Origin of the sequence: Sphingobium sp. 3R8 (genome assembly GCF_020166615.1) — a bacterium.
Classification (GTDB): Bacteria; Pseudomonadota; Alphaproteobacteria; order Sphingomonadales; family Sphingomonadaceae; genus Sphingobium; species Sphingobium bisphenolicum.
In genome coordinates this window covers 131,321-141,986 of sequence record NZ_JAIQXR010000006.1, presented here as the reverse complement: position 1 = coordinate 141,986, position 10,666 = coordinate 131,321, and the positions used below count along the sequence as shown (strand labels likewise).

10 protein-coding genes are annotated in these 10,666 nt (G+C 65.5%); 6 read left to right on the top strand and 4 right to left on the bottom strand.

The window, feature by feature from the left end:
• Positions 1–17: 17 nt before the first annotated feature.
• The gene (locus K9B33_RS07990) at positions 18–668 is read left to right on the top strand and encodes a PilZ domain-containing protein (protein ID WP_224547943.1); all 651 of its coding nucleotides are present in this window, start codon (positions 18–20) and stop codon (positions 666–668) included.
• Between the two features lie 6 nt (positions 669–674).
• Here the strand turns inward: K9B33_RS07990 and K9B33_RS07985 are convergent, their stop codons facing one another.
• Positions 675–1,166 carry a hypothetical protein gene (locus tag K9B33_RS07985; protein WP_224547942.1) on the bottom strand — a complete coding sequence of 164 codons (492 nt, stop codon included), beginning with the start codon at positions 1,164–1,166 and terminating at the stop codon, positions 675–677.
• Positions 1,167–1,338: 172 nt separating this feature from the next.
• Between K9B33_RS07985 and K9B33_RS07980 the strand changes: the two genes are divergently transcribed.
• Genes K9B33_RS07980 through K9B33_RS07970 form a run of 3 tightly spaced genes read left to right on the top strand, consistent with a single transcriptional unit; the run spans position 1,339 to position 4,888 of the window.
• Positions 1,339–1,995 (top strand): response regulator transcription factor, encoded by a 657-nt coding sequence (locus K9B33_RS07980; protein WP_224547941.1) that lies wholly within the window; start codon positions 1,339–1,341, stop codon positions 1,993–1,995.
• A complete protein-coding gene (locus K9B33_RS07975) occupies positions 1,992–4,505 on the top strand; it encodes an ATP-binding protein (protein WP_224547940.1) in 2,514 nt (837 codons plus the stop codon). The genes K9B33_RS07980 and K9B33_RS07975 overlap by 4 nt, the downstream gene beginning before the upstream one ends.
• Positions 4,502–4,888 (top strand): response regulator, encoded by a 387-nt coding sequence (locus K9B33_RS07970; protein ID WP_224547939.1) that lies wholly within the window; start codon positions 4,502–4,504, stop codon positions 4,886–4,888. The genes K9B33_RS07975 and K9B33_RS07970 overlap by 4 nt, the downstream gene beginning before the upstream one ends.
• Before the next feature lie 12 nt (positions 4,889–4,900).
• Here K9B33_RS07970 and K9B33_RS07965 read toward each other — a convergent pair whose 3' ends face one another.
• Genes K9B33_RS07965 through K9B33_RS07955 form a run of 3 tightly spaced genes read right to left on the bottom strand, consistent with a single transcriptional unit; the run spans position 4,901 to position 8,679 of the window.
• Positions 4,901–6,925 (bottom strand): M3 family metallopeptidase, encoded by a 2,025-nt coding sequence (locus K9B33_RS07965; RefSeq protein ID WP_224547938.1) that lies wholly within the window; start codon positions 6,923–6,925, stop codon positions 4,901–4,903.
• Positions 6,918–7,733, bottom strand: a complete 816-nt coding sequence (locus tag K9B33_RS07960; RefSeq protein ID WP_224547937.1) for a transglutaminase-like domain-containing protein — start codon at positions 7,731–7,733, stop codon at positions 6,918–6,920. The genes K9B33_RS07965 and K9B33_RS07960 overlap by 8 nt, the downstream gene beginning before the upstream one ends.
• Before the next feature lies 1 nt (position 7,734).
• The gene (locus K9B33_RS07955; protein WP_224547936.1) at positions 7,735–8,679 is read right to left on the bottom strand and encodes a transglutaminase N-terminal domain-containing protein; all 945 of its coding nucleotides are present in this window, start codon (positions 8,677–8,679) and stop codon (positions 7,735–7,737) included.
• Positions 8,680–8,693: 14 nt separating this feature from the next.
• Between K9B33_RS07955 and K9B33_RS07950 the strand changes: the two genes are divergently transcribed.
• Together K9B33_RS07950 and K9B33_RS07945 are read left to right on the top strand one after the other, a co-directional pair.
• On the top strand, positions 8,694–9,503 hold the full coding sequence (locus K9B33_RS07950) for an N-formylglutamate amidohydrolase (protein ID WP_224547934.1): 810 nt from the start codon (positions 8,694–8,696) through the stop codon (positions 9,501–9,503).
• A 135-nt stretch (positions 9,504–9,638) separates the two neighbouring features.
• Entirely contained in the window at positions 9,639–10,664 is a 1,026-nt protein-coding gene (locus K9B33_RS07945) for an alpha/beta hydrolase family esterase (RefSeq protein WP_224547932.1), read from the top strand.
• Positions 10,665–10,666 lie beyond the last annotated feature (2 nt).

Here is a 10,666-nt window from a genome sequence, read left to right as displayed (position 1 = left end):
AAAGGGGGAAGTCAGACATGTCCTACGGAATGGAACAGGCGGCGATGATGCCGATGGCCGCTCCTTCGATCGCCGGACCATCGGCTGTCGCGATGGAACGGCGGCGGGACACCCGCGCGGCGACGGTCTTTACCATCGGCAAGATTTCGTTCGATGGTCGCAGCCTGCCCTGCATGGTGAGAGACCTGTCGGAAGGGGGAATGCGCATCCAGTTGCCCGCCCCGCCGCCGCCCGGCGCCCGCGTCCTGATCGAAATGCGCGGTCTCGACCCCCGCCTTGCCTGCATCCGCTGGGCGGTGGGGCATGAAGCCGGCCTCAGTTTCGACCTGCGCTGCTGCCCGGCGGATATTTTCGCGGCCCGCGCCAACCGGTCGGGACGGATCGCGCGCCAGCCGCGCTTCCCGTTGCGCCGCGACGCGCCATTGTTGATCGACGATATGCCGATCGCTGCCACGATCGAAAATATTTCTGTCGGCGGCGCGCGGCTTGTCCTGTCCGAACCGCTGGCGAACGGCCGGCAAGGCGTGCTGGGCCTGACACTTGGCGACCGGCACGGAGTCGCCGGAACCATCTGCTGGACGCGCGACGACCACTGCGGCTTCCGCTTTGTTCAGCCGATCAGCAGCGTCGCGCTGGCCGTCATGCTGGATGCCGCCGGATTGGATTGAGTCCGCTCAACCGGTCGCCGCCAGCCAGCGATCAATCGCGATCAAGGCGGTCCGGCTGTCGCGCAATGCCGCCGCTCGCCCGCCCGTTCCCAGATCGACCGCCTGCCAGCTCTCGCTCGCGACGGTGAAGCCCAATGTGCCTGTCAGTCCTGCGATGCGGTGGGCGCTATGACCCTCCGCTCCCTCGATAGCCCTTTCCAGTTCCGCGCGAAGGCCCTCCACCACAGGCAGCAGGCCGTCGCGGCCGAACATCGTCGCCATGCGCGCCAGACTGGCCGTATCCGGCGGCAACCACTGACTGAAAATGGCGGCAAGCCGTTCAACGCCCCGATCCGGATCGACCACCAGATCGACCGGAAAAGACGGCGTCCTCCCGCCTTCCATGACCGCTGCCACGATATGATCGCGCCGCAGCGACGCAACCTCGCCTATTCCGTCCACAACGATCATGCTGGCCGCCGCGACAGCGTCGCCATCGTCGCATGATGCTTCCAACACCTCCCATCCGGCAAGGCGCATTGCGGCGCCAACATGCACATAGGTTAACGACGCGGCAACACTGATGACAGCCAAAGTGTTTTGCGATCCGTCCATAGATGCATTACATCCTGTTGCGTCCTTTCCCGTGACTAGCCCATTTTCTACAAATGGATAACAATAAGGCTGGAGGATGGTGGAGACCGTAACCGGAGGCCGCGTATTGATCGCGGACGACCACCCGTTGATCCGTGAGGGTCTGGCGCTTGCGGCGCGCGCGGTGATGCCTGGCGTCACGGTCGATACCGCCGGCACGATCGGCGAAACCCTGGCGACCTTGAAGCGCCACGCCAAATATCGCCTGATCCTGCTCGACTTCGTCCTGCCCGACGCGCGCGGCTTTTCCGGCTTCCTGCAGGTGCAGCATGAAGCCGGCCGGACGCCCATCGCGATGATCTCCGCGCATGAGAATGCGACGCTGGTCGAAAGCGCCCGCGCGTTGGGCGCCGCGGGCTTCCTGTACAAGACCCGGCCGTTCGATGACCTGGCGCGCGACATAAAGAAGCTGGCGGAGGGGCAGACCAGCTTCCCCGCGGTGGATATCGACGCCAATCCGGCAGACCTGCGCGATCGCATCGCGACCTTGTCCGGCGCACAGCTCCGGGTGTTGATCGCCCTTTCGGACGGGCGTCTCAACAAACAGATCGCCGCCGATCTCGCCGTATCGGAGGCGACGGTGAAAGCCCATCTGACGGCGATCTTCCGCAAGCTTGATGTCGGCAACCGCGCGCAGGCGCTGCTCGCGGTGCAGCCGCTGTTGGGAGACGTGGCGGCGGCCCGCCCAACATGAACGGCGCGCCCCCCGAGCCGCCCAGCGCGTCACCCTTCGTGCTGGCGGCGCTGGTCGTTCCGCTGGTGCTGGCGGCGCTGCTTTTCTGGCTGGGCGGGGAATATGGCCGCTGGAACGGCCTGCGCGAGAATGCCGACCAGTCGTTCCAGCGGCGCGTCCTCCTGATCGACATATTGTCCGAACTGCGCGCCGCAGAATCCAGCCAGCGCGGTTATATTATCACCAACGACCCGGAATTCCGCGCCCGCTACGGCGAGTGGCATGGCGAAATCCAGCGCAGCTTCGAAAAGGCTGACGCACTCTACCGCGAAGCGCCTTCGCACCAGACCAGCTTCGACGGCCTGCGCCGGATCGCCCGGACCAAGGTAGCCGAGATGGACACGGTGTTGCGAATCTATGCGAACAGCGGGCCGGAAGCGGCGCGCCGGCGTGTGGCGGAAGGCGAAGGCAAGCGACTGATGAACCGGCTGCAGCAGCAACTGGATCGCGTCATCCGCGAAGAACAGGGGATCGGTGAAACGCGCGTCGCCGACTATCGCAGCCGCACCGAAACATTGCAGCGGGTCATGTGGATACTCGTCGCACTCAGCAGCCTGTCGCTGGCGATCGCGCTGCTCGGCCTGTGGCGCCAGCGGGTGTCGCAATATATTGTCGAACTGCGCGGGTTCGAGGCGGCGCGGCGCAACGAAACCATCCTCGACAGCACGATCGACCCCATCATCATCGTCAATCCCAGCGGCAGCATCGAAACCATCAACCAGGCGGCGACGAAAATGCTGGGCTATGAGGCGACCAGCCTCGCGCGCCGCGATTTCGACCTGATTTCCGACATTGCGCCTGGCGTCGGCAGCTTCCTCGACCGCATCGGTCTTGTCGATGGCGAACTACGCACCCCCTATTGGACCGACCGGCAGGTTCGACACCAAAGCGGCCGCCTGCTGCCTGTCGATATCGCCTTGGGCGTCATGTCGCTGCCCGACGGCAACCATATCGTCGTGTCACTGCGCGACATTGTCGAACGCAAGCGGGTCGAGCGGTTGAAGGACGACCTGATCTCCACCGTAAGCCATGAACTCCGCACGCCGCTGACATCGATCGTCGGCGCGCTGGCGCTCCTCCGGCTGGATGTCGGCAATCGGCTCGACCCGGAATCAGCAGGCCTCGTCACCATCGCCGAAAATAATGCGCAGCGTCTGATCCGCCTCATCAACGACATGCTCGACATCGACCGCATCGATTCGGGCAAACTGCGCATGACGTTGGCCCCGATCGACCTGCATCATGTCGTGATGCGCGCGTGCGACGACAATGGCGGCCTGGTCCGGTCCGCCGGCGCGTTGCTCGACCGCACCATGGCGGACGAAACCTTGATGGTTCAGGGCGACGAGGAACGGCTGTTGCAGGTCATCACCAACCTCCTGTCCAATGCCGTCAAGATATCCTCAGAAGGCCATCATATCGCCGTCGGCCTCACGCGCAGCGCCGACGGGCGTCGCGCCACCGTCTTTGTCGATGATGACGGACCCGGCATCCCCGAGGAATTTCGCGGGCGCATCTTCGGCCGGTTCGAGCGCGCCGCAAATGACGAAGGCGCGCCGGGTACGGGTCTGGGGCTGGCCATCGCGCGCGAGATCGTCACGCAGCATGGCGGAGAATTGTGGTTCGAGGACCGGCCCGGCGGCGGAACCCGCTTCGCCTTTTCGCTGCCGGTCATGCTGCCGGTCGCCCTGCCGCGCGAACGCCCCCATGGCGAAACCCATGTGCTCATCTGCGAGAGCAATCCCGCCGTCGCACGGTTGCTTCAGTCGCAATTGTCGGAGGAAGGCTATGCCTGCCGCGTCGTCACCGACGCCCGCGCAGCGCGCGCGGCGATCGTCGCCGATGGCTTCAGCCTTCTATTGCTCGACATGGCGCTCGACGATGCCGACGCCTTTCATTTTGCGCGCGAAATGCGCCGGCTGGAAGGACCGGAAAAACTGTCGATCCTCATGGTATCCGCTGCGGGCGGCGATGCGTCGACACCCTTGTCGCTGGACCTGATCGACTGGATCGACAAGCCGATCGATCCCGGCCGGCTCAAGGCGGCGATCACGGCATCCTTCCGCCATTCGGGCATCAAACGGCCGACGGTTCTTCATCTCGACGACGACCAGGACACACTTGAAATCACCGCCGCAGCGCTCAAAGGCATCGCCTACATCCTCAAGGCCACGACCCTTGCAGAAGCGCGCGCCCTGCTTCGTGTGGAAACGCCTAATCTGGCGATCCTGGACGTCCATCTGGAAGAAGGCCTCGGCCTTGACCTGTTACCCGATCTGGTGGACGACCAAGGGGTCGCCATCCCGACCATCATCTATTCCGCGCATGATGTCGATATAGAGATCGCCGGCCAGATCGACGCGGTGCTGGTCAAATCGCGCACGTCGCTGCCCGATCTCAAGGCGACGGTGCGACGGGTCGTGGCGACCCGTCACGGCCGGGCAGAAGGCGGGGAGGAAGAAGGCGCATGAGCGAAGCCGACCGTTTGCGCATCCTTTATGTCGATGACGACAAGGACATCCGCCACATCGTCAAACTGTCGCTCGCCCTCGACCCCTTGATCGAATTGCGGCTGTGCGCCGATGGTGCCGAAGCGCTGGAGGTCGCCGCGACCGGTGCATGGCGACCCGACCTTGTCATGCTTGACGTGATGATGCCCCGCATGGATGGTCCCACGCTGATGGTCGCGCTGCGCGAGCTGGCAGGCTTTGCGGACATACCCTTCGTCTTCGTTACCGCCCGCGCCCGCGAAGCGGACGTGCAGAGCTATCATGCAGCGGGCGCCAGGGGCGTGATCCTGAAACCGTTCAATCCGCTGACCTTGGCCGGCAGCGTCCGCACGCTGGTCGGCTGAACCGCGGCAGCGTCAGGCATCGACCAAATGGCGCGCGCGCATCAAGGCGCTCGGGTCGGGCGCGCGGCCTAGAAAAGCCCTGAACGATTCCATCGGATCGCGACTGTCCCCCGCCGCCAATATCTCCGCCCGGAAGCGGGCGGCGAGCGCGGAATCGAAAATGTCGCCTGTCGCCAGAAACGCTTCGAACGCGTCGGCATCCAGCGCCTCTGACCAGGCATAGCTATAATAGGCGCTGGCATAGCCGCCGTCGAAGATGTGGGTGAAATAGGGGATGCGATGCCGAAGCCCGATTTCCGGCGGCATACCCAGCCGCTCCAGTTCCGCCGCGACAAAAGCGCGCGGATTGGCGGCCGCACCCACCGACCGGTGCATGGCCAGGTCGACCAGCGCACAGCCGATCAGTTCCACCGTGGCGAAACCCTGGCCATAGGCTTCGGCCTGGCGGATCGCATCGATCAGCGCGTCGGGTACGCCGAAGCCCGACAGCACGTCCCGGCTGACGATCCAGTTTTCCATGAACTTGCTGGGAAATTCCACGAAATCCCGCGCGACCGCCGTCCCGGACTGGCTGGGATAGGTGACGCGCGACAGCAGGCCGTGCAGCGCATGGCCGAACTCGTGGAACAGGGTGCGTGCCTCGTCGATCGACAGCCGCGTGGCGGCGGTGTCGGGCGGTGGCGCGGCGGCGAAATTGGCCACCAGATAGACGACCGGACGCACGTCGCCGTCCATCGCCTCCTGCACGCGCAGGCTGCCCATCCAGGCGCCGCCATGCTTTTCCGGCCGCGCCAGATAGTCGGTGAAGAGCAGGCCGACCGGCGCACCGGTCGCGTCGCCGACTTCCCACGCCCAGACATCGGGATGATAGCCGGCGATATCGGCCCGGCGCGTGAAGGTCAGGCCATAGAGACGCGCGGCGCTGTCGAACGCCGCCTGCCGCACAGCGTCCAGCCGCAGATGTTCAGCCACCGCCCCGCCGTCCAGCGCATAGCGATCGCGGCGCACCTTTTCGGCATAGAAGCGCCAGTCCCAGGGCGCGAGCGCGAAACCGCCGCCGTCCGCATCGATCAGCGCCTGTAATTCGGCCGCTTCTTCGGCGGCGCGACGCTTGCCCGGCTCCCACAACTGGGCGAGCAGGTCGGCGGCGGCGGCGGGATCATGCGCCATACTGTCTTCCAGCGCATAATGGGCATGGTCAGCGTAACCCAGCAGTCCCGCCCGCTCCTGCCGGAGCGCCAGCGTCTCCGCGATCACCAGCCAATTGTCATGCGCCCCGCCGCCGCAGCGATCGGTAAAGGCCCGCCACAGCGCCTCGCGCAGATCGCGTCGCGCCGAAAAAGTCAGGAAACTCTCGTAATCGGTACGGTCGAGCGTCACATGATAGCGCCCCACCTGCCCCTTGGCCGCGGCGCGCCCGGCGGCCGCATCGCACAGACCCGACGGCAGACCCGCAAGATCGTCCGGGCCAAGGTCCAGAACCCAGTCGGCGGTCGCGGCCAGCACATGATGACCGAACTTCACCGCCAACGCCGACAATCGCGCGTCGATCGCGGCAAACCGGTCCTTCTGCACCGGGGTCAGCGCCGCCCCACCGCGCCGGAAGCCGGCATGACTGCTTTCCACCAGCCTTATCTGTGCGGGTGTCAATCCAGCATCGTGCCGTGCGGCATGGACCGTGGCGACTTTCGCGGCGAGCATGGCATTATGGCTGATCGCCGTTCCATGCGCGCTCAGCATCGCCGAAACCTGCCCCTCGATCGCACGGATAGCAGGCGTCCCCTGCGCCGAGGACAAGGTCCAGAAAAGCCGGCGCACCCGCGCCAGCGGCTCGCCCGACCGCTCCAGCGCGGCGACCACCGTGTCGAATGTCGCAGGCGCATCATCTCCTGCGATCGCGGAAATCTCGTCCCGGTGCAAAGCCATCGCGGTCTCGAACGCGGGCAGGAAATCCTCGTCCCGCACCTTGTCGAACGGCGGCGCGCCCAGCGGCCCGTCCCAGGATTGCAGCAGGGGATTGGCATGTGGATCAGTCAATGGATTGGACCTCGTCGGTATGGACTTCGAACCGCACCAGATTCGCCGGACCAAAGGCGGTGGTCAAGGCGACATCAGTGGCGTCGCGCCCGCGCGCCATCAAGATGCGGCCGATCCGCGGTCTGTTGTGGCGGGCGTCATGGGTATACCATCCGCCGTCGATATAGACGTCGAACCAGGCGCTGAAATCCATCGGCGCGTCCACCGGCGGAATGCCGATATCGCCCAGATAACCCGTGCAGTAACGCGCGGGGATGTTCATGCAGCGGCAAAGGGTGACGGCGAGATGGGCGAAATCGCGGCACACGCCCTGCCGTTCCTGATAGGCGTTCCAGGCAGTTTTGTCCGGCCGCGCATGATGATAACCGAACTCGATATGGTTGTGGACGAAATCCACGATGGCATCCACCCGCGCCCGCGCCGATCCATAATGCGCAAAATTCGCCCAGGCGACCGCCATCAGCCTATCCGTCTCACAATAGCGGCTGCCCAGCAGGAAGGGCATGACCGCATCGGGCAGATCCTCGACCGCCATCTGTGGCCCGTCGGGCGCTTGCGCATCAGGCAATCCGCTATCCTCGATCACGAAGTCACAGGACAGGGTAACGCCACCTGCGGGGATGGTCAGGCGGGTCGCGACGTTCCCGAACCCGTCCTCGAAATGATAGAGCGGGATGTCGGGAGCCGCCATCAGCCTCTGCGGCGTGCGCAGGTCGTGATGGCGCGATGGATGCAGGCTCAGCATCGCCATCATCGCGGTCCTGTTGTCGGTCTCGAATCTTATGTCATATCCGCATCGGATCAGCATCTTAAGGTGACTTTCCTGAAGCGCCGATGGCTCGGCTGTTGATGGCCCCATGGTCTGACACGGGAAATTTGCGGGGATCGGCGCGCCGTACATCGACGGTGACGTCCATCCCCAGGAAGCTGGCCGGCAGGCCGAACCATGTGCCCGACAAGGGTAGCGCCTGATAAGGATCGCGCGCGACAGCGACGCGGATCAGCCCACGATTGCCGATGATACCGTTGGTGGGATCGAATTCGACCCAGCCCGATCCGGGAAGGAAAATGCGCACCCAGGCATGGGTATTGCCGCCGCCCACGACATCTTCTGCGCGCGACGGGTTGTACACATAGCCCGACACGAAGCGCGCGGCGAAACCCAGCGCCCGCACCGCCTCGATCATCAGCACTGCGAAGTCGCGGCAAGTGCCCTGTCGCTTGCGCAACGTCTCGATCGGCGACTGGGTGCCCTTCTCGTGGCGCGGGACATAGGTGAAGTCGCATTGAATGCCGGTCGCCATTCGGGTCAGCAGGTCGACCGTGCCGGTATCGCCATGATTGCTGACGAAGGCGCGCGCCCAATTGTCGACGATCCGTTCAGGATCATAATATTGCCGCTCGATCGACCGCAGCAGGTCGGGCATGTCTTCCGAGGCGTAGGTGAAGGGGAACAGCCGGGCATAAGGCTCCACATCCACCTGCCTTTGCGCCAGCGGCGCATGTTCCAGCGTCGCCTCGCTCGTCACCACCAGATGCGAGGCCCGCCGCTTGAACGATGCGATCGCCACCGAATTGCCGAACACGTCGTGCAGCCAGCGCAGTTCGCTCGGCTCCGGATCGATGTCGAGCCGGGCGGACAGCAACCGCTGGTCAAACGCCTCGCGCGGGCGCATCATGATGCGATGTTCACCCAGCGACACCGGCTGCTGATAGCGATAGCTGGTCACATGATGGATCGTCAGCAACGGCATGGGAGAAAGTCCTGATGGCCGGGCGCACGGCGGATGGGTTGTTGGGTGCGGACGATCCGGCGCCGGTCGGGCTGTTCAACGCAGCAGGCCCCTCGCCGTTCCTGCTGATCGGCGACCATGCCGGATCGGGAGTGCCGGCTGCGCTCGGCGACCTCGGCCTCGCCGCCGCGGATCGCGGCCGCCACATCGCCATCGACATCGGCGTCCATGGCCTCGGCCATGCCCTCGCCACACTGCTCGACGCGCCGTTCCTGCATCAATATTATTCGCGCCTCGTCATCGACTGCAATCGCGACCCGGAACAATTGGCGGCGATACCAGCCGTGTCGGACGGCAGCCGGATCAGCGGCAATGAAGGGCTGGACGCCACCGCCCGCGCCGCGCGCGTCGCGGCGATCCATGCCCCCTATCAGGCGGCCATAACCGCGACCATCGCCGCGCGGCAGGCAGCGGGGCGCGCCACCATCCTGCTATCGCTGCACAGTTTCACCCCGGTGATGGACGGCGTCGCCCGCCCATGGGAAGTCGGCGTGCTGCACTGGCTAGGCCGCACGGATTTCGCGCAGGCGATGCTCAACGCGCTGCGCACTGACGCCGCGCTGGCCGTCGGCGACAACCAACCCTATCGGATGGACGCCACCGACCACACCGTCCCCCGTCACGCCTTCGCGCACGACCTTCCTTATGCTGAAATGGAGGTACGCCAGAATCTGATCGGCGACGCTGCTGGCCAGCATCTCTGGGCGCAGCGGCTGGCACGGGCCGCGCAAACCGCCGCCGCCCGGACAGGCTATGGATCGAATGCCGCTGCCGGGGGATTATAGCACCGCACGGATCGGCACAGCCGACGGTGCCATCCATCACAAAAACAGCAGCAAGAGGGAGCAAGACATCACGATGCCGAACCCCATGTCATGCCGACAGCACGCCGACCGGCATGGTGCGGCCGCGGAGCGCCCGTGAAGAACCCTTTCCCGACCGTGCTCAAGGCAGCCCGCATGGCGCGCAAGGGTCGTCCGCTGTCCGCCGCCTTGTTGTGGCAACGCGCGCTGATGCCTACGCTGCCAAAGCCGCCGCGGGTGACCAAAGGCAAAAGCGCGGCCAAAAAGGTCGATCGCGTCGTGCGGCCCGCACCCGGCAGCTTCATCGAAAGCGATTATAGCTGCGCGCAGGGGTCGCTCCGCTATCGCCTCTACACGCCAGTCGGCTCCACGCGCCGCCGCCTGCCGCTGATCGTCATGCTGCACGGCTGCACCCAGTCGGCCGCCGATTTTGCGACCGGCACGGCGATGAACCGACTGGGCGACGAACTGGGCTTCCTCGTCCTCTATCCCGAACAATCGCCGCGCGCCAACCCCAATCGTTGCTGGAACTGGCACAGCCCGTCGCACCAGAAGCGCGGCAGCGGCGAGGCTGCCGTCATCGCCGGCATGACCCGCCATATCCTGGACCGGTGCAGAGGCCATGCCGGGCGCGTCTACATTGCGGGCATATCCGCCGGCGGAGCAGCGGCCGCGATCATTGCTGCCGCCTATCCCCAGCTCTATGTCGCGGTCGGCGTCCATTCGGGCGTGCCGATGGGCGCGATCGGCTCGGTCGGCGAAGCGTTGGCGGCGATGCGAGGGCAGGCCGTTCCACCCATCGGCAAGACCACGCCGCCGCTGCCGATGATCCTGTTCCACGGCGACAGCGACCGGGTGGTCCACCCATCCAACGCCAGCGGCTTCGTCAGCCAGTTGCAGCGGTCGAGCACGCGCGCACTCAGCGTCCAGTCGGAAGCGGGCGTCGCACCGGGCGGACGGGCCTTCACCCGCAGCTTCTATCGCTATGGTCGCGGGCCGGTCATGCTGGAGGAATGGACGGTGCATGGCAGCGGCCATGCCTGGTCAGGCGGCTACGCAGGCGGCAGCCACACCGACCCCAAAGGCCCGGACGCATCGCGAGCGATGGCGACCTTCTTCCTCGCCCGCCGCCGCTCCCTTTGATC

Bases quoted from the DNA above. Each gene is read 5' to 3' on its own strand.
- K9B33_RS07990 (WP_224547943.1), top strand. From the start codon at position 18: ATGTCCTACGGAATGGAACAGGCGGCGATGATGCCGATGGCCGCTCCT.
- K9B33_RS07980 (WP_224547941.1), top strand. From the start codon at position 1,339: ATGGTGGAGACCGTAACCGGAGGCCGCGTATTGATCGCGGACGACCAC.
- K9B33_RS07975 (WP_224547940.1), top strand. From the start codon at position 1,992: ATGAACGGCGCGCCCCCCGAGCCGCCCAGCGCGTCACCCTTCGTGCTG.
- K9B33_RS07970 (WP_224547939.1), top strand. From the start codon at position 4,502: ATGAGCGAAGCCGACCGTTTGCGCATCCTTTATGTCGATGACGACAAG.
- K9B33_RS07960 (WP_224547937.1), bottom strand. From the start codon at position 7,733: ATGCTGATCCGATGCGGATATGACATAAGATTCGAGACCGACAACAGG.
- K9B33_RS07955 (WP_224547936.1), bottom strand. From the start codon at position 8,679: ATGCCGTTGCTGACGATCCATCATGTGACCAGCTATCGCTATCAGCAG.
- K9B33_RS07950 (WP_224547934.1), top strand. From the start codon at position 8,694: ATGGCCGGGCGCACGGCGGATGGGTTGTTGGGTGCGGACGATCCGGCG.